This window comes from Burkholderia sp. SRS-W-2-2016 (genome assembly GCF_001931485.1).
Classification (GTDB): Bacteria; Pseudomonadota; Gammaproteobacteria; order Burkholderiales; family Burkholderiaceae; genus Paraburkholderia.
On record NZ_MSDV01000071.1, the window covers coordinates 44,938 to 71,403 of the forward strand.

25 protein-coding genes are annotated in these 26,466 nt (G+C 63.7%); 9 read left to right on the forward strand and 16 right to left on the reverse strand.

Annotated elements, in window-relative coordinates:
* Positions 1-41 precede the first annotated feature (41 nt).
* Positions 42-431: a hypothetical protein gene (locus BTH42_RS29260; protein WP_143752252.1), complete on the reverse strand. Its 390-nt coding sequence runs from the start codon at positions 429-431 to the stop codon at positions 42-44.
* A 34-nt stretch (positions 432-465) separates the two neighbouring features.
* On the opposite strand from BTH42_RS29260, the gene BTH42_RS29265 reads away from it, so the two are divergent.
* From BTH42_RS29265 to BTH42_RS29275, 3 genes are read left to right on the forward strand one after another with little or no spacing between them, the layout of a single operon-like run.
* A complete protein-coding gene (locus tag BTH42_RS29265) occupies positions 466-1,740 on the forward strand; it encodes a glycosyltransferase family 87 protein (RefSeq protein WP_143752253.1) in 1,275 nt (424 codons plus the stop codon).
* 34 nt (positions 1,741-1,774) lie between these two features.
* A complete protein-coding gene (locus tag BTH42_RS29270) occupies positions 1,775-2,836 on the forward strand; it encodes a glycosyltransferase family 2 protein (RefSeq protein ID WP_075304670.1) in 1,062 nt (353 codons plus the stop codon).
* Positions 2,837-2,852: 16 nt separating this feature from the next.
* On the forward strand, positions 2,853-3,611 hold the full coding sequence (locus BTH42_RS29275) for a bifunctional 2-polyprenyl-6-hydroxyphenol methylase/3-demethylubiquinol 3-O-methyltransferase UbiG (protein WP_075304671.1): 759 nt from the start codon (positions 2,853-2,855) through the stop codon (positions 3,609-3,611).
* A 49-nt stretch (positions 3,612-3,660) separates the two neighbouring features.
* On the opposite strand, the gene BTH42_RS29280 is transcribed toward BTH42_RS29275, so the two are convergent.
* Positions 3,661-4,902 carry a YbfB/YjiJ family MFS transporter gene (locus BTH42_RS29280; RefSeq protein WP_075304672.1) on the reverse strand — a complete coding sequence of 414 codons (1,242 nt, stop codon included), beginning with the start codon at positions 4,900-4,902 and terminating at the stop codon, positions 3,661-3,663.
* Between the two features lie 376 nt (positions 4,903-5,278).
* Here BTH42_RS29280 and BTH42_RS29285 point away from each other — a divergent pair, with 376 nt between their 5' ends.
* Both BTH42_RS29285 and BTH42_RS29290 read left to right on the forward strand, forming a co-directional pair.
* Positions 5,279-5,758 carry a hypothetical protein gene (locus BTH42_RS29285; protein ID WP_075304673.1) on the forward strand — a complete coding sequence of 160 codons (480 nt, stop codon included), beginning with the start codon at positions 5,279-5,281 and terminating at the stop codon, positions 5,756-5,758.
* A gap of 12 nt (positions 5,759-5,770) precedes the next feature.
* The gene (locus BTH42_RS29290; protein WP_075304674.1) at positions 5,771-6,505 is read left to right on the forward strand and encodes a hypothetical protein; all 735 of its coding nucleotides are present in this window, start codon (positions 5,771-5,773) and stop codon (positions 6,503-6,505) included.
* 13 nt (positions 6,506-6,518) lie between these two features.
* Here BTH42_RS29290 and BTH42_RS29295 read toward each other — a convergent pair whose 3' ends face one another.
* From BTH42_RS29295 to BTH42_RS29320, 6 genes are all read right to left on the reverse strand, one after another.
* Entirely contained in the window at positions 6,519-6,728 is a 210-nt protein-coding gene (locus BTH42_RS29295; protein WP_075304675.1) for a DUF2783 domain-containing protein, read from the reverse strand.
* Between the two features lie 23 nt (positions 6,729-6,751).
* Positions 6,752-8,533, reverse strand: coding sequence for an FAD-dependent oxidoreductase (locus BTH42_RS29300; RefSeq protein WP_075304676.1), 1,782 nt, complete (start codon positions 8,531-8,533; stop codon positions 6,752-6,754).
* A gap of 25 nt (positions 8,534-8,558) precedes the next feature.
* Positions 8,559-9,518 carry an MBL fold metallo-hydrolase gene (locus BTH42_RS29305; protein WP_075304677.1) on the reverse strand — a complete coding sequence of 320 codons (960 nt, stop codon included), beginning with the start codon at positions 9,516-9,518 and terminating at the stop codon, positions 8,559-8,561.
* 208 nt (positions 9,519-9,726) lie between these two features.
* Positions 9,727-10,587, reverse strand: a complete 861-nt coding sequence (locus BTH42_RS29310; RefSeq protein WP_075304678.1) for a MurR/RpiR family transcriptional regulator — start codon at positions 10,585-10,587, stop codon at positions 9,727-9,729.
* A gap of 109 nt (positions 10,588-10,696) precedes the next feature.
* Positions 10,697-11,779, reverse strand: a complete 1,083-nt coding sequence (locus BTH42_RS29315) for an ABC transporter ATP-binding protein (RefSeq protein ID WP_075304679.1) — start codon at positions 11,777-11,779, stop codon at positions 10,697-10,699.
* Positions 11,780-11,852: 73 nt separating this feature from the next.
* Positions 11,853-12,626, reverse strand: coding sequence for an SDR family oxidoreductase (locus BTH42_RS29320; protein ID WP_075304680.1), 774 nt, complete (start codon positions 12,624-12,626; stop codon positions 11,853-11,855).
* Positions 12,627-13,018: 392 nt separating this feature from the next.
* Here BTH42_RS29320 and BTH42_RS29325 point away from each other — a divergent pair, with 392 nt between their 5' ends.
* The 3 genes from BTH42_RS29325 (at position 13,019) to BTH42_RS29335 (ending at position 16,151) form a co-directional block, all read left to right on the forward strand.
* Entirely contained in the window at positions 13,019-14,251 is a 1,233-nt protein-coding gene (locus tag BTH42_RS29325; protein ID WP_075304681.1) for a sugar ABC transporter substrate-binding protein, read from the forward strand.
* Between the two features lie 161 nt (positions 14,252-14,412).
* Entirely contained in the window at positions 14,413-15,303 is an 891-nt protein-coding gene (locus BTH42_RS29330) for a carbohydrate ABC transporter permease (RefSeq protein ID WP_075304682.1), read from the forward strand.
* Complete coding sequence (locus tag BTH42_RS29335) at positions 15,300-16,151, forward strand: carbohydrate ABC transporter permease (RefSeq protein WP_075304683.1); 852 nt, start codon at positions 15,300-15,302, stop codon at positions 16,149-16,151. Before BTH42_RS29330 ends, BTH42_RS29335 begins: the two co-directional genes overlap by 4 nt.
* Positions 16,152-16,292: 141 nt before the next feature.
* On the opposite strand, the gene BTH42_RS29340 is transcribed toward BTH42_RS29335, so the two are convergent.
* On the reverse strand, positions 16,293-16,586 hold the full coding sequence (locus BTH42_RS29340; RefSeq protein WP_075304684.1) for a DUF1330 domain-containing protein: 294 nt from the start codon (positions 16,584-16,586) through the stop codon (positions 16,293-16,295).
* A gap of 253 nt (positions 16,587-16,839) precedes the next feature.
* Between BTH42_RS29340 and BTH42_RS29345 the strand changes: the two genes are divergently transcribed.
* Positions 16,840-17,991, forward strand: coding sequence for a peptidyl-alpha-hydroxyglycine alpha-amidating lyase family protein (locus BTH42_RS29345; RefSeq protein WP_075304685.1), 1,152 nt, complete (start codon positions 16,840-16,842; stop codon positions 17,989-17,991).
* A 9-nt stretch (positions 17,992-18,000) separates the two neighbouring features.
* On the opposite strand, the gene BTH42_RS29350 is transcribed toward BTH42_RS29345, so the two are convergent.
* The 7 genes from BTH42_RS29350 to BTH42_RS29380 all read right to left on the reverse strand — a co-directional run bounded on the left by BTH42_RS29350 (position 18,001) and on the right by BTH42_RS29380 (position 26,434).
* Complete coding sequence (locus BTH42_RS29350) at positions 18,001-19,497, reverse strand: argininosuccinate lyase (protein ID WP_075304686.1); 1,497 nt, start codon at positions 19,495-19,497, stop codon at positions 18,001-18,003.
* Between the two features lie 112 nt (positions 19,498-19,609).
* Positions 19,610-20,053 carry a hypothetical protein gene (locus BTH42_RS29355; protein ID WP_075304687.1) on the reverse strand — a complete coding sequence of 148 codons (444 nt, stop codon included), beginning with the start codon at positions 20,051-20,053 and terminating at the stop codon, positions 19,610-19,612.
* 245 nt (positions 20,054-20,298) lie between these two features.
* The gene (locus tag BTH42_RS29360; protein WP_075304688.1) at positions 20,299-22,005 is read right to left on the reverse strand and encodes a metallophosphoesterase family protein; all 1,707 of its coding nucleotides are present in this window, start codon (positions 22,003-22,005) and stop codon (positions 20,299-20,301) included.
* A gap of 340 nt (positions 22,006-22,345) precedes the next feature.
* Positions 22,346-22,567, reverse strand: coding sequence for a hypothetical protein (locus BTH42_RS29365; protein ID WP_075304689.1), 222 nt, complete (start codon positions 22,565-22,567; stop codon positions 22,346-22,348).
* Between the two features lie 130 nt (positions 22,568-22,697).
* Positions 22,698-23,117, reverse strand: coding sequence for a hypothetical protein (locus BTH42_RS29370; RefSeq protein WP_075304690.1), 420 nt, complete (start codon positions 23,115-23,117; stop codon positions 22,698-22,700).
* Between the two features lie 63 nt (positions 23,118-23,180).
* The gene (locus tag BTH42_RS29375; protein WP_075304691.1) at positions 23,181-25,115 is read right to left on the reverse strand and encodes a bifunctional diguanylate cyclase/phosphodiesterase; all 1,935 of its coding nucleotides are present in this window, start codon (positions 25,113-25,115) and stop codon (positions 23,181-23,183) included.
* A gap of 377 nt (positions 25,116-25,492) precedes the next feature.
* A complete protein-coding gene (locus tag BTH42_RS29380) occupies positions 25,493-26,434 on the reverse strand; it encodes an ABC transporter substrate-binding protein (RefSeq protein WP_075304692.1) in 942 nt (313 codons plus the stop codon).
* Positions 26,435-26,466 lie beyond the last annotated feature (32 nt).

Here is a 26,466-nt window from a genome sequence, read left to right on the forward strand (position 1 = left end):
AAGGCGCCCTGAATGTGCTGCTTTCGCAACGTATCGGGCTGTTAAGCGAATACTTCGCGAATCGCGTAGAAGCCCGCCGCAGTAGGCCCGGCAATTTTTTCCCAGGAATTTCCCTGATTCGGCAAAAACGAAATGTCTTCGGTAAATGACGGGTGCCGGAGGGGGTCGACGGTCCAAAGCGTCTCATCGGCGAGACGCGTTGGTGTGGTGGCCCACATAAGGGTGGCCGTTTTACCCGCTATTTGGCGAAATCGTCGCTGCGCGGCGAGCGCCCAGGAAAACGCGAACTTGAAAGTCGACTGTTTTTCCGCCAACAATGATCTGACCGGTTCAGCGCGAACGGCACTATTTCCACACGGTTTTTCATTCGATGCCGCGCGCTGAAGCTTAAGAATCCGAAACAAAAAATGACACGAACGGCGGGTCCCCACGGACCCGATCCGGATCACACAGGGGGCGGGGATCATGTACGTTTCTCAACTGCGCATGCGCGGCACCGACGAGCGGGTTCGCAACTGGCTCACGCCCGAGCGCATCGTGTTCTACTGCCTCGGCATGCTGCTGTTGTTCATCGTGATGATGGCGGTATGGGCGTGGTCGAGCCACGCCTTCACCGAACGCGGCGCCGCCGGCCCCGGTACCGACTTTTCGATTTTCTGGTCCGCGTCGTATGGGCTATGGCACGGCTCGGCCGCGCAGGTGTACGACCATGTGTGGTTCGACGGTCTGCAGCGCAGGCTGTTCGATGACCTGCATCGCAGCAACCTGATGCCGTGGCTGTATCCGCCCACCTTTCTGGTGTTCGTGTCACCGCTCGCGCTGCTGCCGCCGCTCGTGATGTATTTCGTGTTCGTCGGCGGCGGCCTCGCGCTGTGCAGCGCGGGGACGCTGCGCGTGTCGGGTTTGACCGGCAGCTTGAGGGGCTCGCGCTTCGCGTGGTTGATCGTCGCCGCGTCGCCGTGCGTGCTGGTGCCGGCCATCTTCGGTCAGAACTCGTTGCTGACCGCCGCGCTCGCGGTGTTCGCGTTGCACTGGCTGCGCCGCGCGCCGCTGCGCGCCGGCTTGTGCATCGGCCTGCTCGCGATCAAGCCGCAAATGGCGCTGCTGTTTCCGCTGGTGCTGATCGCCGCGCGCGCGTGGCGCACGCTCGCCGCCGCCACGCTCAGCGCGGTGCTCTTCAGTGCGTTCAGCGTGCTGGTGTGCGGCGTGCAAACGGCGCAGCAGTTTCTCGTCAACACCGGCCTCGCGCGCACGACGCTGCTCGAGCAAAGCCGCTCCTACTGGCTCGCGTCGCCCACCGCATTCGCGGCGCTGCGCGACAGCGGCGTGCCGGTCGCCGCAGCCTATGCCGGCCAGGCCAGCGTCGCGCTGATCGCCGCGGCATCGGCGTGGTACGTGTGGCGCGGCACTCGCGATACGCGTCTGCGCGTGGCCGGCCTGATGGTCGCGACGCTGCTCGCCAATCCGTACGTCTGGCATTACGAACTCGCGTGGCTCGGTATCGCGCTCGCCTGCCTGATCGCTCGCGGCCTCGATACCGGCTGGCTGCGCGGCGAACAGAGCGTGATCGCACTCGCGTGGCTGCTGCCGGTGTATGAGTTTTTCAACCGCGTCACCGAGTTGCCGCAGATCGGGCCGGTCGTTCTGCTGCTGACGCTGCTGATCGTCGTGCGCCGCGTGCGGCTCGGCGCCGATGCACGCGCGGGACGCGCAGCACTCGTCTACTCGCACGCACTATAAACAGACAGAAAAATCGGTTTAACGGGGAAGCGTCATGTCAGCTCATATCAACAAACCACTGCTCTCGCTGGTCGCGCCGTTCTACAACGAACAGGATGCGGTCGAGCGCTTTTTCGCGGCGGTCGTGCCGGTGCTCGAATCGATCGACGGCACCCGCTTCGAGATCGTCTGCATCAACGACGGCAGCACCGATGCGACGCTCGCGCGCCTGCTCGATGCGAGCGCGCACGACCGGCGCATTCGCGTGATCGACCTGACGCGCAACTTCGGCAAGGAAGCGGCGCTGACGGCCGGCATCGACGAAGCCTCGGGCGACGCGGTGATTCCGATCGATGCCGATCTGCAGGACCCGCCGGGCCTGATTCCGGTGATGGTCGAACACTGGCGCGCGGGCGCCGAAGTGGTGGCCGCGAAACGCACCAACCGCGCGTGCGACAGCTTCGCCAAACGCACCGCCGCGGGGCTCTACTACCGCGTGCATAACGCGCTGTCCGAAGTGAAGCTGCCGGAGAACGTCGGCGATTTCCGGCTGATCGATCGCCAGGTCGTCAATGCGTTGCGCAGTCTGCCGGAGCGGCGCCGCTTCATGAAGGGGCTGTTCGCGTGGGTCGGCTATCGCACCGTGATCGTCGAATACGAGCGCGAGCCGCGCAGCGCCGGGCAATCGAAGTTCTCCGGCTGGCGGCTGTGGAACTTCGCGCTCGAAGGCATCACGAGCTTCAGCACGGTACCGCTGCGCAGCTGGACCTATATCGGACTCCTGATCGCGACGCTCGCATTCGTGTACGGCGGGTACATCATCGGCAGCACGCTGTGGTCGGGCAATCCGGTGCCCGGTTATGCGTCGACGATCTCGGTGATGCTGTTCATCGGCGGGATCGAGCTGATCGGTCTGGGCGTGGTCGGCGAATATATCGGCCGCATCTACTACGAGTCGAAAGAGCGGCCGGTCTATCTGATCCGGCGCCGCTATCAGGCGAAGAGCAAGGTCAGCACGCTGCCGGGCGTACGGCAGGACTCGCGCGCGCCGCATCTGGCCCGCGTCGAGTTGAGCCGGCGGCGGCCCGCGCCGCGCGTGCGCGTGGTCGGTCATTGACCCTCAGGAGTCCATCATGTCACCCGATGCCTACCTCGAAATGGCCGAGACCGAAGCCGCGCACTGGTGGTTTCGCGCGCGCCGCGACGTGTTGCGCTCGCTGCTCGATCGCTTGGCACTGCCACGCGATGCGCGCGTGCTCGAAGTCGGTTCGGGCACCGGCGGCAACCTCGAAATGCTGGCCGGCTTCGGCACCGTCAGCGGCCTCGAAATGGATGCGACCGCCCGCGCGCTGAGCGCGCGCAAAACCGGCGGCCATTTCGATATCCGCGCGGGTCATTGTCCCGACGACGTGCCGTTCCAGCGCGAACGCTTCGATCTGATCTGCTTCTTCGATTGCCTCGAACATATTGCCGACGACTCCGCTTCGCTCGCGCGTATGCAGTCGCTGCTGACGCCGGGCGGCCGTATCGTCGTGACGGTGCCGGCGGGGCAAAAGCTTTGGAGTGCGCACGATGTGTTTCTGCACCACTACCGCCGCTACAGCCGCGCATCGCTACAGCAGTGCGCGGCCGCGGCCGGTTACGAGGTGGAGCGCATCAGCTATTTCAACACGCTGCTGTATCCGCTCGCGGTCGCCGCGCGCTGGGCCGATCGAGTGCTGCAACGCCAGCGTTCGAGCGGCGACGCGATTCCGCCCGCGCCGCTGAACGCCGCGCTGTACCGGATCTTCAGTGCCGAGCGGCACTGGCTCGCGCGGGCGCCGCTGCCTTATGGCGTGTCGTTGTTCGCGATCCTGCGCAAGCGCGAGAGCGAGAGCGAGAGCGCGTCGTGATGCATCGGACTCGAATGGGCGACGCTGCAGCGCTTCGCACAAGCGTCCGTCACGCCGCGCGCAACGCCTTCTGACACGCGGCCAGCAGCGCACCGGCCGCGAGCAGCAACGCCGAATACACGAGGCCGCGCGCGAGCCCCGCGCCGTCCGACACCCAGCCGATCACCACCGGCCCGACGATCTGGCCGAACGCGAACACGATCGTGAACGCGCTGATTCCCTTCGCCCAATGGCTGGCCGGCAGGTTGTGGCGCACGAACGCGGTGGTCGACGCGACCGCCGACAGGAACGTCGCGCCGAACAGCGTGCCCGACACGAACGCGATCCACGGCTGCGAGAACAGCGCGGGCAACAGCGTCGCGACCGCGAGCAAACCGTTGAGCACCGCGAGCGCCTGACCGCCGCGCATCCGGTCGAGCAGCGACGACCAGATCCGCGCCGACACCACGGTCGCCACGCCGAGCAACAGATAGAAGCCGGTCACGACCGCCGCGCTCATCCCGGCGTTGCGCAGCAGCGCGACGATGAACGTCATGTAGCCGATATAGCCGACGCCGAACAGCCCATAGCCCGCGAGCGCGGCGGCGAAACGCGGCCAGCCGGGCACGTCGGCGCTGCTGGCCTGGCCGTGCGCCGACGCCGCAGCCGCGCTCGCATGCGCGCGTTCGATCCTGCGCGCCGCGCCGATCGCGAACGCGGCGAACAGCGCGCACGCGGCCGCGAGCGCGAACCACGCGAACTGCCAGCCGTGCGCGACATCGAGAATCGTCACCGGCACCAGCAGCGACGACGCGACGATCCCCCAACCGGTGCCGCCGTAATACAGACCGAGGATCAAGCCGGCGTCGCGCGGCCGCGCCGACGCGAGCCGCGCGGCCAGCACCCCGCCGCTGATGAAGATCGCCGCGCTGCTCGCGCCGGTGATCACGCGCACGGTCAGCAGCGAATGCGTGTCGGCCAGCAGACCGCTGCCCGCCATCAACAGCGCGGTCAGCGCGCAGCCGGCGGCGAACAGCGCGGCCGCCGACCAGCGGCGCGCGAGGCGCGGGAACACCAGCGCGCCGAGCAGATAGCCGAGCGCGTTGGCGGTGTTCATCGCGCCGGCCTGCGCGAAGCTCCAGCCGAGGTCGAGCTTCATCGACGGCAATAGCAGCGCGTACGCGAAGCGCGCGAAACCGAGCGCGATCGCGCTGCCGAGCGACAACGCGGCGGCGAGCAACAGGGTCGGCAGGCGCTGCGCCGAAGCGGTGGACGGGGAATGCGGGGCGGTCTCGAGCGAGCTGGAGGACATGAGTGATAGACGTCGGCCAGAACGCTGCTGGCCGGTTGGGTCGATAAGGGATGCACGCAGATCGCCATCATAGCTGGGCTGGGCTAAAGCGATCTGACAGTTAGTTGCGTTTGTCCGTGTTAGTCGCGAATACGGAACGCGGCCCGGAGGGTTTCTGTTGGACCTCGATAGAAATCGTAAATGAGAATGATTTGCATTAATACTGAATTTGCCCCATGATGCAGCGCATGGCAGCTCACCCGACCCACCCTTCGCATCCCGACGCACGCGCTGCGTCGTCGCCGATCCGTCGCCTGCGTGATGCGCTGGCCTGCGACGCGACCCTGTCCAACCCGGCCGGCGCGACTTTCCGGACTGTGTCCGCTCAGGAGCCTCGATGAACTTCCGCTCACAACACGGCAGCCGCCCCGAACTGATCGACGACCGTCCGTTCGACACCGACAGCGCGCCCGATCGCACCGTGCTCAACGCGGTGCGCACGTGGCTGCGGCCAGCCTGCGAAAGCGCGCGCGGCAGTTCGCATTGGCGCGACATCCTCAGCGAAGCCGGGTTGCGCCAGGACGGCCTCGAACATTTCGATCTGCTGATGCGCTCGCTGATGCGCGTGTCGTACCGGCCGCTCGACATGCGCTGCCGCTGCGCGACCGAGCTCGGCAAGGACGAGGCGGTGGTGCTGCAAACCATCGCGCTGCTGCAGAAGACGCATAGCGGCGCCGCGCTGCGGATGCTCGCCGAGTGGCTGCCCGCGCCCGCGGTCAGCGGCGTGCTGAAGCTGCTGCGCTGGTTCGCGATCGATCTGCTCGACGCCGGCATCGAACTCGACGTGCAGGCGCGTCGGGTCTCCTATATGCACTGAGGATTCCTGCCGATGTCATTGGAACCGGAACTCGAAGTGGGGGCGTTTGCGGAGATACGCACCGCCCCGCCGTTCACCCTTGTCCCGCTGAGCCGCCACTTTCCGCGTCATACCGCGATGCCGCGCGCCGGCGAGCTGCAACTGTGGCGCTTTCGCTGCGAGTGGTTGCCGGTGCCGGTGCCGGAAGGCGACACGTGGCTGTCGAAATCCGAGCGCGAGCGCGCGCGGCTGCATCCGAACGCCGCGCTGCGCAAGCGCTTCATCAGCGCGCGCGTGGTCGTGCGCTGGATCGTCGGAAATCTGTTCGATTGCGGGCCGCGCCAGGTCGAATTATTCGACGACGGCAGCGACAAACTGCGCGCGCATCATCCGCGCGACGGCCGCGGCATCGCGATCGACATCGCGTATGGCGGCATCTGGATCGTGGTCGGCATCGCGACGTCCGCGCTCGGTTTGAGCGTGATGGTGCCGACGCCGGGGATCGCGCTCGATGAAACGCCGGAACGACTGCGCCGGCGCGCGCGCCACGACAGTCTGCGCAGCGCGTTGCGCGATGCGCCTATCGAGTTCGATCATGGAGCGCTCGCGCTGGACGGACCCGCCTGCTTCAGGCTCGATCTCGCGCAACACGGTGAATGGCAAATGCTCGACCTGCCGATGAACGGCCAGTTGCGCGCGGCCGTCGCGATTGCGCAGCCGCTGAACGAAGTGTCGCTGATCGGCTGGCCGAAGAAGACGATGCAGTAGGCGCGGCGTTGAGCTAAGTGTCGAGCGCGCCGTCGCGCGCGCAACGCATCGCCTCCAGGAGCGTCTCGTGATCGCCGATGTGATTGGCCAGTAGCAGAATCAGTTGCGCATTGGCCGTCTGGCTCTGCGCATCGTCCAGGCCGCGATGCATATCGATCAGCGCCTCGTAGAAATCGTCGGGGCGCGCGAGGTTCGGTTCGGTGTTCAGTAGCGTCGCTGTCATTTCGGTCTCCTGCGCGGTTTCTGTCAATGCGCGACCGGCACGGCGGCGGCGCTCACACCCGCTTTCGCGGGCAGCGGCGCGCTCGCCGCGTCGATACATAACGCGCGCCTGAGCGCATCCTCGACCGCGTGCGCGTCGAGTTGCCGCCAACGCGCGCAGACGTGCTGATCCGGGCGGATCAGATAGAAGGTCCCGGGCGTCGCGTCATAGCGCGTGCTCGCCAGACCTTCGATATCGCGCACCACCCGCATGTTGGTCAACGCGCCGCCGCGCGCAGTGCCCTGCAACACGACCACCAGCTTCAGCGCCAGCGGCCCCGCGCGCAGCACATTCAGCGCGGTGCGGGTGGCCTGATCGATACCTCGTTCATCGCAGAACAGCAGACCGGTGAACTGCTCGCCGAGCTGGCGCAGCAGCCAGCCCGGCTCGCCGTCCAGCTGCACCGGCGCATCGACACAGGCCGCGCCGGGCACCATCGCGCCGTCGAAATGCGCGCAATCCGGCGTATTGAGCGGCGAATCGCGCAATACCGCAGGCACCGAGAGCCGCCCGCTATTGGTCAGCTGACGCGCGAACGGATAGTGTCGCGACAGCTTCAGCACGGCATCGCGAAACACGCGGCTGACCGGCGTCTTCGGCGTGATGAAATCGGTCGAGCGGGTCGAGTTGCGGATGTTCTCGTCGGCCGCGAATTCGCGTTCGCTCGCATAGGTGTCGAGCAGCGCATCGGGTGCGTGGCCGTCGAGCACCATCGCCAGTTTCCATGCGAGGTTTTCCGCGTCCTGCACGCCGCTATTCGCGCCGCGCGCGCCGAACGGCGACACGCCATGCGCGGCGTCGCCCGCGAACAGCACGTTGCCGTGACGGAAGCGCTCCATTCGCGTGCACGCGAACGTATAGACGCTGACCCATTCGAGTTCGAACTTCGCGTCGGCGCCGAGCAACGCGCGCACGCGCGGCATCACGCGTTCAGGCGTTTTTTCGAGCACCGGATCGGCGTCCCAGCCGAGCTGAAAATCGATGCGCCATACGTTGTCCGGCTGACGATGCAACAACACCGACTGATTCGGATGAAACGGCGGATCGAACCAGAACCAGCGTTCAATCGGAAAGTCCGCTTCCATTTTCACGTCGGCGATCAGGAAGCGGTCGCGAAACGTGACGCCCTTGCTGTCGAGTCCCATCAGCTTGCGCAGCGGACTGCGCGAGCCGTCGGCGGCGACCACATAGCGGCCGCGCAGCGCATAGATGCCGTCCGGCGTTTCGACGTTCAGCGTGACGCTCGCGTCGGCGCCGCCCGGCGTGCCGTGCTGCTGCACGCCGACCACCCTGCTCTTCCAGCGGATCTCGAGATTCGGCAGTTCCTGCGCGCGTTCGAGCAGAAAACCTTCGACGTAGTACTGCTGCAGATTGATGAACGCGGGCCGGTGATGGCCGGCCTCCGGTTGCAGATTGAACGTGTACACCAGCTCGCTTTTGAGGAACACCTTGCCGACGTTCCAACTGATGCCCTTATCGACCATCCGTTGCCCGCAGCCGAGGCGATCGAAGATATCGAGCGAACGCTTCGAAAAGCAGATCGCGCGCGATCCTCTGGATAACGAACAATCGTCGTCGACCAGTACCACCGGGATGTCCTGCTGCGCGAGATCGATCGCGGTGGCGAGGCCAACGGGTCCGGCGCCGACCACGATCACCGGGTAGCGCGCGGGCTCGGCGTGGCCGGTTTGCTGCGGGTCGCGCGATGGCTGCTGGTCACGGCATGGCCGGTACTCGAAGGCCAGCGCCTGATAGTCGATGCTCATTTCGTGTCTCCGTACCGCTGGGGCGTTATGCCTGCAGCGCGTCCCACATCTCCTTGTCACGCTGCGCGGTCCAGATACGCGGATGCGTGAGGCCGCTCGCTTCGTCGTACGCGCGCGACACGTCGAACGGCAGGCAGTGCTCGTAGATGAATACGTGGCCGAACTTCGGGTCCATCGACTTGCGGGTCAGCGCCATCGCGCCCTTCAGATCGAGCTTTTCGGCGACCGCGTCATGGCCGGCCTGCAATAGCGTCGTGACGAAGTCTTTCGTGTAGTCGAGGCCCTTGTTCACGTCGGCCGGCGACAGCAGCGCGGGGCCACGGCCCGGCACCAGCTTTTCCGCGTTCAAAGCGCGCAGCGCTTCGAGTGTGGCGGGCCACTGTTCGAGTTGCGCGTCGCCGCAATAGCAGGCCGCGTCGTATTCGACCAGGTCGCCGGAGAACAGCACCTTCTGCGACGGCAGCCACGCGACCGTGTCGCCCTTCGTGTGGCCGGCGCCGAGATGCGCGATTCGTACTTCGAGCTTGCCGAGAAACAGCGTGATTTCCTTCTCGAACACCAGCGTCGGCCATGTGAGGCCCGGCACCGTTTCGACGCCGGCGAACAGACGCGGAAAGCGCTCGATCTCCGACTTCATGTCCTGCTCGCCGCGCTCGACGATCATTTCATACGTGCCGCGACTCGCGATGATCTGCTGCGCGCCTTCCGCGAAATACGCGGACGCGCCGAGCACGCGCACCGCATGGTAATGCGACAGCACCACGTATTTGATCGGTTTGTCGGTCACGCTGCGGATCTTCGCGATCAGGTCCTGCGCCATGGCCGGCGTCGCGGTCGTGTCGACGATCAGCACGCCGTCGTCGCCGACGATCACGCCTGAGTTCGGATCGCCCTCGGCGGTGTACGCGTAGGCGTTCTCCGACAGCTGGGTCCACGTGATCTTCTTTTCTTCGAGGTCTGCCTGCGATGCGAATGCTTTAGCCATGCCTGTCTCCGTCTGGGTGAGGACGTGAGGCGAGACGGCCGGGCGGCTTCTGCAAGCGGAGCGCGGGCGGTGCTGGGGGAGATGTCTCGCCCCGCGTTGTGTGTGGTCGTGATGCCGGTGGCGGGGTTAAGGGATGGTGTGGCTGGGACGGGTTATTTGTCAATAGCGAAAAACGTCGCTATGTGCAAATTGGCGGCGACGTACTCTCCTACCCCGCCCCCTCCGGCTCATGCGGCATCAACCGCGCTTTCGCGTGCCGCATCTTCTCCAGCGTCTGCGGTCCGGCCTTCAACGCGACGCCGATCGCCAGCGCATCCATGATGCACAGATGCACGAGCCGCGACACACCCGGCGTATTCGGATCGATCGGACTCGGCACTCGCAGCAGCAGCGGAATATCGACCAGCCATGCAAGCCGCGAACCGACATTGGTCAGCGCGATCGTGGTCGCGCCGCGCTCCTTCGCGATCTGAATGCTTTCGTTCACCTCGACGCTGCGGCCCGAATGCGAGATCGCGAACGCGACGTCGCCGGGTTCCATCAGCCCCGCGTAAAGCCGCTGCAAATGACCGTCGGTAAACGCGGCGGCCGCGATATCGATGCGCAGAAAACGCAGCGCCGCGTCCTGCGCGACCAGTCCCGAGCCTGAACCCACGCCGAAGAAAAACACTCGGCGCGCGCTCGACAACGCGGCCAGCGCACTCTCGACCACGGCCGGATCGAGCGCGCCGCGCGCATGCGTGATGCCGTCGATCGCCGCCTCGCCGACCTTGTTCAGCAACGTCTGCACATCGTCGTCGCGCGCGACCGCGGTCGATGCATACGGCAGTCCGCCCGCCACGCTCTGCGCGAGTTGCATCTTGAAGTCGCGCAGACCGTGCGCGCCGATCGCGCGACAAAAGCGCGTGACCGAAGGTTCGGACACCTCAGCACGCTGCGCGAGTTCGGTGATGCTCGCGCGCATCGCGAAGTCGACGTCGGCCAGCACCATCTCGGCGACCTTGCGCTCGGCGGGCCGCAGACTCGTCAGTGCGCCGCGGATGTGGGGAATCAAGTTCGGTGCGGACACCCGGTGTTCCTTTGGGTCTGTTTACATAGGGAATCCGCGTTGCACGCAGCTTCTGCGGCCCGGTTCGACTTCGCTCGATGCGCGTCGATCCCACGCCGCAACACGCGGTTCAGACCAGCCTGCGTCCACTCTCCGTATCGAACAGATGAATATGTTCGGCCGGCAAACGCAGCGCGACCCGCTGCCCCGGCTCGATCTTCGAGCGCTCGCGCGTCGTCGCGCACCACGTGGTGCCGCCGATTTTCCCGTACAGGTGCGTCTCCGCGCCGGTCGGCTCGACCACTTCGACGTCGAGCACCGCGTCCGGAATCTGCGCGGTGATTTCGATGTGTTCGGGCCGCACGCCGAGCGTCGCCTTCGCGCCTGGCGTCGCCGACGCGGGCGCCCGCTCGAGCGCCACTTCGCTGCCGTCGCCCAGTCTCAACGCGAGGCCGTGGCCCTGCGAACGGTTGACGATCGTCCCTTCGGCGAAGTTCATCGACGGCGAACCGAGAAAGCTCGCGACGAACAGATTCGCCGGCCGGTCGTACAGTTCCAGCGGCCGGCCGATCTGTTCGATCCGCCCCGCGTTCATCACGACGATGCGGTCGGCCATCGTCATCGCCTCGATCTGATCGTGCGTGACGTAGATCACCGTATTCTTCAGCCGCTGATGCAGCGCCTTGATTTCGGTGCGCATCTGCACGCGCAGCTTTGCGTCGAGGTTCGACAGCGGTTCGTCGAACAGGAACAGCGACGGCTCGCGCACCACCGCGCGGCCCATCGCGACCCGTTGCCGTTGACCGCCCGACAGCGCGCGCGGCAGCCGGTCCAGATAACCGCTCAGATTCAGCATCTTCGCGGCGGCGTCGATTCGCGGCTTGAAACTAGCAGAGGATTCCCGACGAATTTTGGGGCCGAACGCGATGTTGTCGTAGACCGACAGATGCGGGTACAGCGCATAGCTCTGGAACACCATCGAGATATTGCGCTGCTGCGGCGGCAATGTATTCGCGCGCGTGCCGCCGATCAGCAGATCGCCGCCGCTGATCTCTTCTAGCCCGGCCACCATCCGCATCAGCGTGCTCTTGCCGCAACCGGACGGTCCGACCAGCACGACGAACTCGCCGTCGTCGATGTCGAGGTCGATGCCGTGCACCACCTGGGTGTCGCCATAGCGTTTGAAGATGCCGCTCAGTTGCACTGCTGCCATGCTGTCCTCATTGTGTTGCCGCGGTTTGGGTTGGTGCGTCAGGTCAGTGCGTCCAGTCGATGCGTGCTCGCCGTCACAGCGATTCGAGCGTCAGTTCCTGCGCCATCAGCCGATTGCCGGCCATCAGCCCGCCGTCCACCGGCAACGCGACGCCGGTAATCACGCGCGCCATCGGCGACGCGAGAAACAGCACCGCGTCGGCGATATCGTCGGGTGTCGCGAAGTCGCGCAGCGGATACCACTTCTTCAGATCCTCGAACACCTGCGGGTTCTTGTCGACGCGCGCCTGCCACGCCTGGGTCTTCACGGTGCCCGGACACACGATGTTCGCGCGAATTCCATAACGTCCCAACTCGATTGCCAATGCTTTCGTATAACTGATCAAACCGGCCTTCGCCGCGCTGTACGCCGGATGGCCGAGCGCGGCCAGTCCGTTCACCGAGCCGATCAGGACCAGTGCGCCGCGCTGCCGTTCGATCATCGACGCGCGCACCGCCTCGACCGTGTGGTAGGTGCCGTTCAGATTCAGATGGATGTCGCGCTGCCAGCTAGCCGCATCCGTATTCGCGAGCGTCGTGCCGAAAGCGGCGCCCGCGTTCGCGACCAGCACGTCGACCGGCCCGCGCCGCGCGACCGCCGCGGCCACCGCTTGCTGCACCGCGGCGGCATCGCCGAGATCGGCGACGACCGGCGTGACCTTGTCCGCGCCGAGCTGCGCGGCGAGCGACTGCAACGCGGCCGCGTCGATGTCGAGCGCGAGCACCGCGTCGCCCTCGCTGACAAAACGCTTGCACAACACGCTGCCGATTCCGCCGCATGCTCCCGTTATCAACACCACACGATTCATCTGAGCCTCGCTGGTTAGTCCGCCGCTCGCCGCTCGCCTCTCGTCGCGGCGGACTTTTACTCGCCGTTTTTCGCCCGCGTCGCGTGCGATTTCCGGCTACTTCGGACTTCTTGCCGTCGCGTTCCGCCGCCCGCTTCGGCGACATGGCCGCGCTGTAAATTTCCTACAAGCCTGACAATGCAAACTGATTGGCAATCCCGAAGAGTGGGTTTTCAATCAATCACGCAATGCGAAATACTCCATGTTTTACAGCATCTTATGCACAAAACAGAAGGAGAAAAAATATCGCAGACCCTACGTGACAAGCTATTTTTCGTCATGTAGGATTTTTTCAAACAATTCAACCCAAGGCGGCCGGCGACGGCGGCAAACCACCCACAGGAGAGAGAAAAATGTCGTTGCATGCCCGTGCTTCCCTCGCGCTAGGCAAAGTCGCCGTGGCGCTCGCGTTTGCTGGTATCGCCGTCTCGGCTCATGCCGACACGGTCCGCGTCACCGTCGCGCACTACAGCGACGCGACCGCGCCGTACTTCGAAAGAATGGCCCGCAACTTCGAGAAGGCCAATCCCGGCACGACCATCAAGATCGAAGACGTGAACTGGGACACGCTGCAACAGAAGCTGCAAACGGATATCTCCGGCAACGCCAACGCCGACCTCGCGATCGTCGGCACGCGCTGGCTGCTCGACTTCGTGAAGGACGACGTCGCCGAACCGCTCGACGGCTACATGGACGCGAACTTCAAGGGCCGCTTCATCGCGCCGTTCCTCGCGCCGGGTCAGATCAACGGCAAGACCTACGGGCTGCCGATCGCCGCGTCCGCGCGCGCGCTCTACTACAACAAGGACCTGCTCGCGAAGGTCGGCTATCCGGACGGCCCGAAGAGCTGGAATGAAGTGATCGATGCGTCGAAGAAGCTGAAAGCACAGGGTGTGGCCGGCTTCGGTCTGCAAGGCAAGGAAATCGAAACCGACGTCTACTATTACTACGCGCTGTGGACGATGGGCGGCGACGTGGTCGGCAAGGACGGCAAGGCCGCGTTCAATTCGGCGGCCGGCGTGAAGGCCGCGACGATGTACAAGCAGATGATCGATCAGGGTCTGACTCAACCGGGCGTGACCGGCTATAGCCGCGAAGACGTGCAGAACCTGTTCAAGCAGGGCCGCGTCGCGATGGTGATCTCCGCACCGTTCCTCGCCAAGCAGATCGCGAAGGAAGCACCGAATCTGAAGTACGGGATCGACCCGGTGCCGATGGGCACCACCCACGCCACTTACGCGGTCACCGACTCGATCGTGATGTTCAAGAACTCGAAGGTGAAGAAGAGCGCGTGGAAGTTCCTCGACTATCTGTTCACGAAGGAGCCGCGCGTCGAGTTCACCAAGACCGAGGGTTTCCTGCCGACCACCAAGGCCGAAGCGAGCGACCCGGCATTCAACGATCCGGACACCAAAGCGTTTATCGCGCTGCTGCCGACCGCGCACTTCGCGCCGACCGTGACCGGCTGGGAAGACACCGCGAAGGCCGTGACCGATTCGATGCAGGCGATCTATCTCGGCAAGGCGCAACCGGCCGACGCGTTGAATGCGGCGGCGACCCAGGCGAACAAGTCGCTGGGGCACTGATAGGTGGCGGTCCCACGCTGACTGTCTGAAGGCGTGACGCGCGCCGCCGCTGCGACGGCGGTGCGCGTGTTTCGCGCTGTACCGGTTCTATCTGAAAGTACTCCGACGCCCATTCCGTCGCGCCCGCTCTTCGAGAAGGCGCGTCTTACGATCGAGCACGCATGAGCCGTTCCGTTTCCCCGCGCCCGCACACGCCCTGGCTGCTGATCGCGCCGAGCCTCGTGCTCGCGCTGTTCATCATCAGCTATCCGATTTTCAACATCGTGTGGCAATCGCTGCACGAAGTGTCGCGCTTCGGCGCGATTCGCGATTTCACCGGCCTGCAGAATTTCATCAACGTGTTTCAGGACCCGGTGTTCGTCGCTTCCGCGCGCCGTACGATCGTCTGGACCGTATGCGTGGTCGGCGGCACGGTGCTGATCTCGGTCCCTGTCGCGCTGATTCTGAATCAGGACTTTTATGGCCGCGGGATCGCGCGCACGATCGTGATGCTGCCGTGGTCGGTGTCGCTGACGATGACCGCCGTGGTCTGGCGCTGGGCCTTCAACGACGACTACGGAATGGTCAACGTGACGTTGCAGCGGCTCGGGCTGATCGGCGGTCCGATCCATTGGCTCGCGACGCCGGAATTCGCGTTTCCGGTCGAAATCGCGGTCGGTATCCTGGTGTCGATTCCATTCACGGTAACGATTTTTCTCGGCGGACTTTCGTCGGTGCCGGGCGATATCTACGAAGCGGCGCGCATCGACGGCGCCAGCGCGTGGCAACAGTTTCGCCAACTGACGATGCCGCTGCTGCGCCCGTTCATCAACATGGCGATCCTGCTGAACGTGATCTACGTGTTCAACTCGTTTCCGATCATCTGGGTGATGACGCAAGGCGGCCCCGACAACAGCACGCACATTCTCGTCACCTATCTGTACGAGCTCGGCTTCCGGCTCGGCCGTCCGGGCGAAGCGGCGGCGGTGTCGCTGATCATGCTGGTGATGCTGTTCGTGTTCTCGATCGCCTATCTGCGTCTGCAACGCGCGAAACAAGGAGCGCCGTCATGAGTCTGAGCGCGAAAACCAAACGCTCGCTGTGGTGCTGGCTCGCGCTGACGCCGCTCGTGATCGTCGTGCTATTTCCATTCGCGGTAATGTTCTTTACCGCAGTGAAGCCCGCCTCCGAGATCTTCGTTTATCCGGCGCGCTGGCTGCCGATGCACTGGCAATGGCGCAATTTCATCGATATGTGGACCGCGGCCAATTTCGGCGTCGCGCTGCGCAACAGCGCGATTATCAGCACGCTGTCCACGTTGCTCGCGCTCGCGGTCAGTCTGCCCGCCGCGTATGCGCTCGCGCGCTTTCCGTTTCGCGGACGCGGTCTCTATAGCCAGTTCCTGCTGATCACGCAGATGCTCTCGCCGATCCTGCTGGTGGTCGGCCTGTTCCGGCTGGCCGCGATGATCCCGTGGGGCGACGGCAACCTGGTCGATTCGAAGATCGGCGTGATCGTCTCGTATGCGGCTTTCAATATCGCGTTCGCGGTGTGGATGCTGTCGTCGTACTTTCAGACGGTCCCGCAAGATCTCGAAGAATCCGCATGGCTCGAAGGCTGCAGCCGCACGCGCGCGGTATTCAAAGTGTTTCTGCCGCTCGCGGTGCCGGCCATCGTCGTGACCGCGATCTTTACGTTCATCAATGCGTGGAATGAATTCGCGGTCGTTTATACGCTGATCCGTTCGCCGGAAAACAAAACGCTGACCGTGCAGGTGACCGATATGGTCGCCGGTAAATACGTGGTGCAATGGCACCTGGTGATGGCCGCGACGCTGTGCGCGACGTTGCCGGTATCGGTCGTATTCGCGTGGTTGCAGCGCTATATGGTGAAGGGGCTCGCGCTCGGCGCGGTGAAATGAGCTTCAGAGAAGATTCGCGCGGCGCCGGCGAAAGCGGCGCCGCGCGAGAGATTCGCCGCGGTCGGTTGGTGAATCAGCGGTGAGCCGCGGGCGAACCGTTCGTCATCCGGGTGTTATCCGTTTGCAGCCAGTTCTAAAGCGTTATTCGACGCCACGCACAATGCGCAGATCGCGCTCGACGCCATCGCCCAATGCGGCCAGCGCCTTTTTATATTCCTCGCTCTCATAAGCGGCGACCGCCGCCTCGTAACTCGGAAACTCGATCACGACGGTGCGCTCTTTCAGACCCTGCTCGCGGGCCTCGTCCGCCACGCCACGCACGATGAACTTGCCGCCGGCAGCCGCCACCGCGGCCGGCGCCAGTTGCGCGTAAGCGGCGAGTTTTTGCGGGTCGTTCGTCTTGCGGTACGACGATACCCAATAACCTTTGCTCATTCGAATCTCCTGTGTGTTGGTGAGGCCCGTGCAGCCGGGGTTTCACATAGTAGCAAACAGACGCTCGCCGTTCGTGCGCTTCGCAGCACCCGCGCGCGGGTTACGCATAAGTTTCAGATAGCTTACGCATAAGCTCACATACCGATACCGCCGCCGACTTAGCGATCGGGCGTTTTGTGCACTACGCTTTTCGTTGCACGTTTGCACATTTGTGCATGCGAACCTCTCTGTACGGACCACCAGGAGACAGCCAATGAATGAGCGCTACGAGTCGTTCTGTCCATGCTGCGGCAGCGCCGAACATCGGGCGATGAGCCGCAGAACTTTCATGAGCCTGCTGGCCGGCAGCGCCGCGAGCCTCGCGATGCCGGGCGCATTCGCGGCGGACACGCCGGACGTTCCTTCGATCGCTTACGACTCGATTGCCAATCCGGTACGTTTGCCCAACGACGTGTACTTCGGCGAATGCTCGGGCGTCGCGCTCAATTCGCGCGGGCACATCTTCGTGCTGTCGCGCGGCAACACGACCGGCCCCGCGTATGGCGCGGCCGCCGCGCAATTGCTCGAGTTCGGGCCCGACGGCCGCTTTGTGCGCGAGATCGGCCACAACCTGTATGCATGGTCGTTCGCGCACACGGTGAAAATCGACCGGCACGACAACATCTGGGTCACCGACAAAGGCTCGGACATGGTGATCAAGTTCACGCCGGAAGGCCGCGTCGCGATGGTATTCGGACGCAAGCAGGAAGCGTCGGACGAAGACACCGCGCCGCTCAAGCATCCGAATCCGCCGTTGCCTGCCGAACCCGGGCGTTTTCGCCAGGTCACCGACGTCGCGTGGGACAAAGCCGGCAATACCTACATTAGCGACGGCTATATCAACTCGCGCGTCGCGAAGGTCGATAGCGACGGCAACTGGTTGAAATCGTGGGGCGATCGAGGCACCGGGCCGGGGCAATTCCATACGCCGCACAGCATCGCGGTTGATGCGAACGACCACGTGTATGTCGCGGATCGCAGCAACCGGCGGATTCAGGTATTCGATACCGAGGGCACGTTTCTGCGCCAGTTCACGATCGATGTGCCGGTGCCGCCGGATGCGCGGCCGGCAATCGGCAATATGCCGAGTGAAGCCGAGATTGCCGCCGGCACATTCGCGCCGGGCTCGCCGTGGGCGATCTGTATTTCGCCGGGACCGCAGCAAGTACTCTATTCCGCCGATGCGTTTCCGGGCCGCATTTACAAACTCTCGCTCGATGGAAAAGTACTCGGGGTACTCGGCAAGGCTGGTAAGCAGCCGAAGCAGTTCGGCTGGATTCATCAGATGGCGTGCCCGGCGGAGAACACGCTATTTGTCGCGGAGTTGCTGAACTGGCGGATTCAGAAGCTGGTGTTGCATGGGTGAGTGGTGGGGTCAGCGCCCCAACCGCTGATTAAAATCCCCGTCCAGCTTCGCCAGCGAATCATCGATATGCCGGCGATTCCCATCGATCCACTTCTGCTGTTGCGCGACGCGCGCCTTCGCTTCCTTCAACATCCGCGCCATTTCCGCGGGCTGCGGCCCGCCCACCGTCGCGCGATGATTGACGATCGCAACCGGGTCGAGCGTCGAGCGGAACTCGGCTTCGCTCATCGGCAATTCACCCGCGTAGGGCGTATTCGCGACGGTCTCGCGATAGATACGCTGCGCGTCCGCATACGGAAAATCGAGCGGCTTGATGTCCTTCTGCCGCGCATACCCGACCAAGTTCGACGCGAAATGATGGCCGACGCGGAACGGCAGTTTGTACTTGCGCATCAACACATCGGCCACTTCCTGCGAGGCCGTCCAGTCGCTATTGAGTTCTTCGAGCGCGCGGTCCGGGTTGATCACGAGTGCATTCATCACCGTCTGCCAGCCCTTCAGCGCCGCGATACCGCTGTCGATCATCTCGGTGTTCGCCTTCTCGTCTTTCGGATCGGCCATGCCCGGCGGCAGATTATGCGCCTGCAACACCACGCCCTCGGCCTGCGACAACGCGCTCGACGCCTGCGAGCGCGTGCGAATCAGCAGCCCGGGATTACGCTTTTGCGGCATCGCGCTCGACACATAAGTATTGGCGCCGCCCTCCTGCAACAGGATCCACGGCCGCGATTGCGCGTATTGCGTCATCACGTCCTGAATGAAACTGCCGGTATGCAGCGCGACGCTGGTGACGAGCGCGCTCGCCTCGACCGGTTCGTCGACCGATGAAATCTGCGCCGCGTCGTACGCGTTGTCGACGATCGCATTGAAGCCGAGATAGTGCGCCATGCGCTCGCGATTCAACGGCCAGCTGGTGCCGTTGAGCACCGTCGTCCCCATCGACGAACGATCGACCCGCACGTACGCCTCGCGGATGCGCTGCGCGTCGCGGTCGAGCCCGGCCGCGAAACCGAGCAGATAGTGGCCATAGCTATTGGGCTGCGCGGCGACGCCGTTCGTATAGTTCGGCACGACCGTCGATGAATACCGATCCGCAAGACCGACCAGCGTCGCGGTGGTCCTGTTCAACTGGTCGGCGAGATTCAGCAGATCGTCGCGCAGAATCGCCGAACGATACGTGGCATGCATGTCCTGGCTCGAACGTCCCGCGTGCAACAACGTGACGTCTTCACCGGCCGCCTTGATCAGCAACGGCTCGAATGTAATGACCGTCGACGGACGTTTTGCGCCGGGCTGATTGCCGTCGGCAATGACTTTCGCGACTCCGGCGGCAAGCCGCGGCGCCATCGATTTATCGAGCAGACCTTCGTCGGTATTGATAACCAGCGTGGCTTTGTTGATTTCGCCGAGCCAGAAGAATTCGTCGCGAGGCGCGAGCTGTTGGGCGAAAACGGGAGAGGCGCACAGCAGTACTGCGGCGGGGAGAAGCGAGGAGGAAAGTCTCATGTCGGGCGTATTGAATGCGCGTTATTGGAATTGAACACGCCCGATTATAGAGGCGGCGCCCGCGCCCGCTCGTCATTCAGACGCGAGCACGTAGCGCCGCTGTAAAGCGCTTTTAGTCGTCGTAGCGACGATGCTTATGATGGCGCTTGCCGCCGTGGTAGCCGCGCGAGCGGTCATCCGCGTACGAGTTCGAGCGCGAGATGTTGCCGCCGAGTGCCGAGCCCGCGCCGCCGCCGAGCGCCGCGCCGACGAGGCCGCCGGTACGGCCGCCCATCGCGTTGCCGGCCGCGGTACCCGCGCCGCCGCCCAGTGCGCCGCCGATGATCGCGCCGGTACGCTCACGACGATTCGACGTGACCGCGCCACCCGCGCCGCCGCCGAGCGCGCCGCCAATCACCGAACCGGTGCTGCCGCCGACCGCGCCGCCGAGTGCCGCGCCGGCCACACCGCCGACCGCGCCGCCGAGCATGTTGTTCATATCGCCGGCCAGTGCCGGCAACGACGCCGCGGCGGTCAACGCTGCCACGGCAACCATCTGGATGATTTTCTTCGACATATCGGCTCTTTGTGTTTTGGAGTAAGACGGCGCCGAGTATAACGGGGCGATCGAAAGCTGGCTGTAACCAGCCGATTCCAAGCCGGTAAGACGTGTAACAAAATGAAGCGGAGCCGGTAATTTTTTCGGATTTGTAATCGCAGGCCGCTACGCGCGAATAGAGTGAAAAGAGCGAAAAGAAAAAGGCCACTCGTTGCGAGCGGCCTTTCTGCGGATGCCGGCGTGTTCGATGGGTTCTATTTCTATTACCCGCGCCGTTTCTTTTTCAATTCGATCTTCTCGAACAGTTCGTAGTCCGGCGTCGGCGTCTGATCCGCACCCGGCGCGTGGTAATAGCTCATCGTGATCTTCGTCTCGCCGCCATGCTCGCCCGGATCGTAATCGAATACGGCGATGCCGTAGCCGGTACCGGTGTCGCGTTGCGCGGACCAGATTGCATCTTCCACCGCATCGGCGCTCGCCCGCACGAAAGTGCCGGGAGCCGTGGTCGACGGTACCGGACGATTCGGTTTCGTGAAGATGCGCGCCTGCGGCAGACCCGTGCCGGCATCGACGCCGTACACGTCGAGCGGCGCGCTGGTGCCCCCGCCGCCGAGAATCAGGTGGATCGTGCCGTGACTCGTATCGAACGTCGACGCGCCGGCCGAGACCGCCGACATCACCGGCTTCGGCTGCAACGTATCGACGGGGCGCCCCGTCGCAATGTCCGCGCCCTTGTTGTGATTGCAGCCGCGCACCGGATAGCTGCGCTCGTAATCGTGATCGTGGCCGCACACCACGAGGTCCACGCCATAGCGATCGAATAGCGGCAGCCACGCTTCTCGAATGCCCTTGTCGGAACCGTTGCCGGTCTGCGAAGAACTGAGCGCATCCTGATGCATCTGCACGACGATCCAGTCGACGTCGTTATCGTGCGCCGCGTGCTGCAGTACTTTTTCGAGCCAGCGCGTCTGCTCGCCATTGCTATAGCCGCGCACGTAAAGCGAAGTACCCGCCGGAATCGGCGCATTGCCGGTACTCGCAACCGGCGTCAACGGCGCCGGGCCCGCGACGAATGCGGCGGCATCCTGATAGACGACGTCGTCCGCGTCGAGCGATACGAACAGCACCGAGCCGACCCGGAAGCTATACCAGCGGCCCGGAAAACGCGTGTGATTGTCGGGCAGCGAGTAGCGCGACAGATACGACGCAAGCCCCTGCTCGCCGTTGTTGAATTCGAGTTCGTGATTGCCCGGACACGGCATCCACGGCCGCATCGACGCGGAACTCTGCGCGTTGTTGCCGAAGTCGCGCCACACTTCCGGTTGCTGCAGCGGATTCAGATTCGCGTAGCACAGGTCGCCGTTCAGCAAATGGAACAGCGGCTGGAAGCGTTCGACCGCCTGCACCGCGAAGCGGCTTTGCGGCGACGACAACACCCAGTTGGTATTCGGCGTCGCGAGATCGCCGTAGCTGGTCCAGCGAAACGGCACGCGGCCGCGCGGCGCGGTGCGAAAACTCGCGCTGAAAGGCTGCGATCCGTTGCTGTCGTTATCGGCCGTCACTTCGTACTGGTAGTTCGTGTCCGGCTTCAGATCGCGCAGACGCGCGTGATAGTTGAATACGACCTCGCCGTTGAGGCCGTCGGTGTAGTTGTTTTGCACCGCGTGCACGATGTGCCGGCCGTGGTCGCGGCCGTTGCCGCTCACACGCACCTGCGGATTGACCGCGGGCGCAAGCGACGACCACGACACCGTTACTTCGCTGGTCGGATCGTTGCCCCACGTCAGATGGATCTGTTCGGGCGTGCCGTCGGGCGTGCCGCTATTCGCAGCGCGCGCACTCGACGCGAGCGCGCCTGCCGCCGAGGCGAGACCCGAGACGCCGGCGAACTTCAGAAAGCCGCGACGTGAAACGATCGAGGCGCCCTGTTCATCGGCGGATGAAGCGTTGGTGTTCTTTCTGTTCGACATGTCCGGTGTTGTTGTTGAGGTGGAAGAATGCCAGCGCAAAACAACGCGCCGCGGCGCGAGCGCGGACGGTGAAGACGAACGATCGTAGCCGCACGGCGATGACAGCTCGATGAAAACTTCGGAACAGAAAATGAGCGAACAGACTCGCCTGCCATTATCTGAATGACAGCCGACGAAAGGAAAACGAATGAATTAATGCGGATATCGAAACGGCATTCTGTTTCGATCGGCCTGAAGGGGATTTGAAACTGAAGGGTACTTGAAAAACAACCGCCGGGCGGCCGGTGCATCGCGGTATTGAGTCCCGTGCATGCAACCGGCTCGACTACCCGGTTTGCACTCAGGTCTGTGCGCTCGTATCGTCCGAGGCTTGCGCGCTGTCGGCGTCCTGCGCGTCTTCTTCCTTCTTTTCCAGCAGCAATTCCAGCTTGCCAGCGCCTTCGAAACCGGCGATCGCCGCGATCCCTTTGGTCAGCAGCCCCGCTTCCGGGTCGACTTTTTCCGCTGCTTCAACGGCTGCCACCGCACCCGCGATCTTGCCCACTTCGTCCAGAAGTCCCATCACGCGCTCCCACAAAAATAAGTGAAAGCGCATCGTCTCACGAACGTCCGGCGGTGTCGTTAAATGTTAATGGGTTTTACATTAGTCACCGAAAAGCGGCAATTAAGCAGTCGAATAGCGATTTACGCTGCTACTGCGCGGGCGGCTGCGGATTGTTCGCGGGATTCGTGTCGTAGCGGGAAAAACTGACAATTTCATTTCGATCCGCGAGTTTCGATAGTCCCGCTTCCAATGCATCGGCAACCTCCTTGCCGTACACCTCGTCGCCATTCACATAGATCGTGAACGAATGCAGATATTTCTGTTTCTTCTGCGGGTTCTCGATGGTCTGCCGCGTCCATTGATATAGCCGAAAGTTCTCAGTGCCCGCTTTTTCGGCTTCGCTCACGTAGTCCGCGAATGCATCGAACTGGCATTTGAGCGTCGCGCGATGCTCACTCAACAATTCGCCGAGCGCGGGACAGGTCGCGCCCGACGGATCCGCGCGCAATGATTTCGCCAGTTCCGTCGAGGCGGTAATACGGAGTTGAAATTGCAGCGCAGAAGACATCGCGACCTCGATAACGTGACTGGCACTACTGCGTGGCGCAACGAGGAACCAGGCGCTCGCGCGTCAGCTCCTGTAGTCGACCGGCATATCGACCGCGGCGTCGCTGCGCTCGATTTCATCGCTGCACATCGGCTTGCCGAGCAGATAACCCTGCGCATGCGTGCAGCCGCACACCCGCACGAAGTTCAGCTGCTCCTGGGTTTCGATCCCTTCGGCCGTGGTCGGCATGCCGATCTCGCGCGCGAGCGCGACGATGCCTCGCACCACGGCCGCCGACTCGCGGCGATGCAATGCTTCCCTGACAAACGAGCTGTCGATCTTCAGCTTGTCGAACGAGAAACGCACCAGTGTCGACATCGTCGAAAAGCCGGTGCCGAAATCGTCGAGCGCAAGGCCGATACCCAATGCACGCAAGCGCATGATGTTGCGGCGGGTCACTTCGTCGTCGTTCAATAGCGCCGTTTCGGTCACTTCGAGATTGAGCCGCATCGGCGGAAGCCGCGTCTTGCGCAGAATCGCCGTCACCGTCGACGCAAACGACTCCTCGCGCAACTGCACCGGCGACACGTTGACCGCGACGATCACCTTGTCGCGCCACGTCGCCGCCTCCATGCATGCCTGCAGCAATACCCATTCGCCCAATGCGAGGATCAGCCCGGTGCGCTCGGCGGTCGGAATAAAGGCGGACGGCGACAGCTCTCCGCGCGTCGGATGATTCCAGCGCAGCAGTGCTTCGCGGCCCGACACCGCGCCGCTGGCGAGGTCGACGATCGGCTGATATTCGATGCGCAGCCCGCTAAACGACTTCAGCGCACCTTCCAGATCGCTGCGCAGCAGACTCAGGCTCTCGTCGGACACGTGCTTCTCGGCGTCGAACATCACGAACGCGCTTTTGCCGTTGCGCTTGACCGCATACAGTGCGCGATCCGCGCAAATCAGCAATTGCGGCCCGGTCTTCGCATGCTCGGGATACAGCGCGACGCCGACGCTCGCGCCGATATGCACGAGCGCCTCGCTCAGCACGAAGGGCCGCGCCAGTACTCTGACGATGCGATCGGCCAGTACCCGCACGTCGCGCTCCTCCGCGGCGCCGTCCGCGATCGCGACGAACTCGTCGCCCGCGAGCCGGCCGACCTGATCGCCGCCCGGCAGCAATTCGCGCAACCGGCTCGCCGCTTCCTGAAGAATCTGATCGCCGGCCGCATGGCCGAGGCTGTCGTTGATCGCCTTGAAACCGTCCAGATCGATCAGCAGCACCGCGAACGGCTGATCCTGGCGCGTCGAGCCCTTGCCGGTGCGCTCGAACAACAGTTCGCTGATGCGCGCGCGATTCGGCAAGCCGGTCAGACTATCCTGGCGCGCAAGCCGATGACTGTTCTCGCGCGCGAGCAGCAACGCCACCGTATCGCGATTGCTGCGTAATGCAACGGTAAAAAAGCCGGCCGCGCAAAACGGCGCCTGAAACAGCAGCACGAGCTTGCCGTTACCGGGCGACATCGCCGCGCCGATACTCAGAAGACTCAGAATAAAGACGATCTGCAATAACGCGAGCCGCGGCGTACTCGCATTGCGTCCGGCCAGTCCGCCGATCACGCCGACCGCGCAAACGTTTCCGAGTAGAAAAAGCGTGGGATTTCCGCTGATATTGCACAGTAACGTGCCAAACCCGAATAGCACGCTCCACAGCAAACTCGCGAACAGAAATGCGGAAGTCGGCGTGGGCCGGCCTTGCGCGGCACGCGTGCGGCATAGCCAGATCAGCACGAGCCGCGCAATCAGCAACGCGACGACGGCAATGCCCCACGCGGCATAAAGCGGAATCGGATAGAGATAGAACGCGGTCGCGCAAACGCTGAGTTCGCAGATCGACGCAAAGATGATCGACGCGGTGCGCGTAAACAGATTGGCAAGCAGAACCTGCCGGTTATCCGGACTCAGGTTCTGAGCGGAAGACACCACCCACTTGAAAAATGGAGACCTTGGTTCGGTAAAGGCCATGACCTGCGCATTCAGCGGTTAGTGGGTCGAACCGGCACGTGGGTCGCCGTGCGATTCAACGATTACGAGAATGTAAAATATCAGATCAATTCGCGCAATCGCCGCACGTCATAATTCCATACGTTTGTTTGAAGCATTGCTCCATTCGCTGCCTGCGCATGGCCCCCGGAGGCGTCGAACGGCTCGCGCCGCGCACGCCTACCCGCAGGTTGATGCGCCGCAACGGCGGCAGGCCGTGGCAGGCTCTGGCGCGCAGCACGGCGGACGCGGTGAACGCGGTGAACGCGGTGAACGCGCAAAAAAAGAGGAAGAGCCAGGCTCTTCCTCTTTTTGCTGAAACGCGCCGCCGCGCCCCGCGAGCGAGGCGCGCGAACCGCTTAGTCGTACAGCACCGCGGCGATCTTCGGGTCGTTGATATTGGTCTTGTCGTACCAGAAGAAGCCCGTGTCGATATTCCTCGGCAGCTTCTCGCCATGCAGCGCCTTCACCGCGGAATCGACCGTGCACTTGCCGATGCCGACCGGGTTCTGCGTGATCGCGCCGGCCATCAGGCCCGACTTGATGTTCTCCTTCTGCTCCTTGCCGGAGTCGAAACCGATCAGCACGAGTTTCTTGCCCGCCTCCTTCACGCCAATCGCCGCGCCTTCCGCCGAACCTTCGTTCGCACCGAAGATGCCCTTCAGATTCGGATTCGCCTGCATCATCGCCTTGGCGATTTCCGCCGATTTCAGGTGGTCGCCGGCGCCGTATTGCACCGACACGATCTTGATGTTCGGATGCTTGGACTTGATCTGATTGACGAAACCGTCACGCCGGTCGACGCCGGTCCGGCTGGTCTGGTCGTGCACGATCACGCCGACTTCGCCGGCATTGCCGATCAGCTCGGCCATCTTGTCGGCGGCGAGCGCGGCGGCCGCGACGTTGTCGGTCGAACAGGTGGTCAGCGGAATATCGCTATCGACGCCCGAGTCGAATGCGATCACCGGAATCTTGTCGTTCTGCGCGCGCTTGAGCAGCGGAATCGCGGCCTTGCTGTCGAGCGCGGCAATACCGAGCGCCTGCGGCTTCTTCGCGAGCGCGGCCGACAGCATATCGATCTGCTTGTCGACCATCGCTTCCGTTTCCGGTCCCTCGAACGTGATGCGGACGTTGTTCGCCTTCGCCGACTGCTCGGCGCCGGATTTGACGGCCTGCCAGAACTGATGCTGGAAGCCCTTCGAAATCAGCGGAATATAAGGCTGGTCCGCATATGCGAGACCGCTTCCGCCAACCAACGCGCCGACACCGACCGCGATACCGATTAGTCTTCTCTTCAACATGGGGCCTCCTCCTATGGATGGGCTATCAAGCC

Excerpts from the sequence above, each read along its gene's own strand:
- BTH42_RS29265 (WP_143752253.1), top strand. The coding sequence starts at position 466 with ATGTACGTTTCTCAACTGCGCATGCGCGGCACCGACGAGCGGGTTCGC.
- BTH42_RS29270 (WP_075304670.1), top strand. The coding sequence starts at position 1,775 with ATGTCAGCTCATATCAACAAACCACTGCTCTCGCTGGTCGCGCCGTTC.
- BTH42_RS29275 (WP_075304671.1), top strand. The coding sequence starts at position 2,853 with ATGTCACCCGATGCCTACCTCGAAATGGCCGAGACCGAAGCCGCGCAC.
- BTH42_RS29280 (WP_075304672.1), bottom strand. The coding sequence starts at position 4,902 with ATGTCCTCCAGCTCGCTCGAGACCGCCCCGCATTCCCCGTCCACCGCT.
- BTH42_RS29285 (WP_075304673.1), top strand. The coding sequence starts at position 5,279 with ATGAACTTCCGCTCACAACACGGCAGCCGCCCCGAACTGATCGACGAC.
- BTH42_RS29290 (WP_075304674.1), top strand. The coding sequence starts at position 5,771 with ATGTCATTGGAACCGGAACTCGAAGTGGGGGCGTTTGCGGAGATACGC.
- BTH42_RS29295 (WP_075304675.1), bottom strand. The coding sequence starts at position 6,728 with ATGACAGCGACGCTACTGAACACCGAACCGAACCTCGCGCGCCCCGAC.
- BTH42_RS29300 (WP_075304676.1), bottom strand. The coding sequence starts at position 8,533 with ATGAGCATCGACTATCAGGCGCTGGCCTTCGAGTACCGGCCATGCCGT.
- BTH42_RS29305 (WP_075304677.1), bottom strand. The coding sequence starts at position 9,518 with ATGGCTAAAGCATTCGCATCGCAGGCAGACCTCGAAGAAAAGAAGATC.
- BTH42_RS29315 (WP_075304679.1), bottom strand. The coding sequence starts at position 11,779 with ATGGCAGCAGTGCAACTGAGCGGCATCTTCAAACGCTATGGCGACACC.
- BTH42_RS29320 (WP_075304680.1), bottom strand. The coding sequence starts at position 12,626 with ATGAATCGTGTGGTGTTGATAACGGGAGCATGCGGCGGAATCGGCAGC.
- BTH42_RS29325 (WP_075304681.1), top strand. The coding sequence starts at position 13,019 with ATGTCGTTGCATGCCCGTGCTTCCCTCGCGCTAGGCAAAGTCGCCGTG.
- BTH42_RS29330 (WP_075304682.1), top strand. The coding sequence starts at position 14,413 with ATGAGCCGTTCCGTTTCCCCGCGCCCGCACACGCCCTGGCTGCTGATC.
- BTH42_RS29335 (WP_075304683.1), top strand. The coding sequence starts at position 15,300 with ATGAGTCTGAGCGCGAAAACCAAACGCTCGCTGTGGTGCTGGCTCGCG.
- BTH42_RS29340 (WP_075304684.1), bottom strand. The coding sequence starts at position 16,586 with ATGAGCAAAGGTTATTGGGTATCGTCGTACCGCAAGACGAACGACCCG.
- BTH42_RS29345 (WP_075304685.1), top strand. The coding sequence starts at position 16,840 with ATGAATGAGCGCTACGAGTCGTTCTGTCCATGCTGCGGCAGCGCCGAA.
- BTH42_RS29350 (WP_075304686.1), bottom strand. The coding sequence starts at position 19,497 with ATGAGACTTTCCTCCTCGCTTCTCCCCGCCGCAGTACTGCTGTGCGCC.
- BTH42_RS29355 (WP_075304687.1), bottom strand. The coding sequence starts at position 20,053 with ATGTCGAAGAAAATCATCCAGATGGTTGCCGTGGCAGCGTTGACCGCC.
- BTH42_RS29360 (WP_075304688.1), bottom strand. The coding sequence starts at position 22,005 with ATGTCGAACAGAAAGAACACCAACGCTTCATCCGCCGATGAACAGGGC.
- BTH42_RS29365 (WP_075304689.1), bottom strand. The coding sequence starts at position 22,567 with ATGGGACTTCTGGACGAAGTGGGCAAGATCGCGGGTGCGGTGGCAGCC.
- BTH42_RS29370 (WP_075304690.1), bottom strand. The coding sequence starts at position 23,117 with ATGTCTTCTGCGCTGCAATTTCAACTCCGTATTACCGCCTCGACGGAA.
- BTH42_RS29375 (WP_075304691.1), bottom strand. The coding sequence starts at position 25,115 with ATGGCCTTTACCGAACCAAGGTCTCCATTTTTCAAGTGGGTGGTGTCT.
- BTH42_RS29380 (WP_075304692.1), bottom strand. The coding sequence starts at position 26,434 with ATGTTGAAGAGAAGACTAATCGGTATCGCGGTCGGTGTCGGCGCGTTG.